Origin of the sequence: Ruminococcus callidus ATCC 27760, from assembly GCF_000468015.1 — a bacterium.
Taxonomy (GTDB): Bacteria; Bacillota; Clostridia; order Oscillospirales; family Ruminococcaceae; genus Ruminococcus_C; species Ruminococcus_C callidus.
Genome location: NZ_KI260367.1, coordinates 772 through 1,054 on the forward strand (window position 1 = coordinate 772; position 283 = coordinate 1,054).

The 283-nt window shown below is 49.8% G+C and carries 1 pseudogene; it reads right to left on the reverse strand.

The features are described from left to right. Positions 1-283: pseudogene (locus tag RUMCAL_RS15905) on the reverse strand (phage tail family protein); the annotation flags it as partial.

Genomic DNA, 283 nt, shown 5'->3' on the forward strand with positions numbered 1-283 from the left:
AAGGTGACGGTCTTGTTTCCGGTTTTCGTGGTAACCGTAATGACATCGCCGGTCAGAATATCACCTTTGATTTGCAGATATTCGCCGTTTTCATTGTAGATGGTCGGAGTCACTGCCACCACTTCCTGCGGAATGTCGCTGGGCAATGCCTCAATTCGCAGTGTGAATCCAGTTTCATCCCCGTCATTGGTGATGGAAAACAGGTTGCTGTTGGAATATACGCCCAAAGGAAACGGAGCATCGTTCTCCGGAAAGGGAAAGTGAAATGCTCCGGTGATGCCGC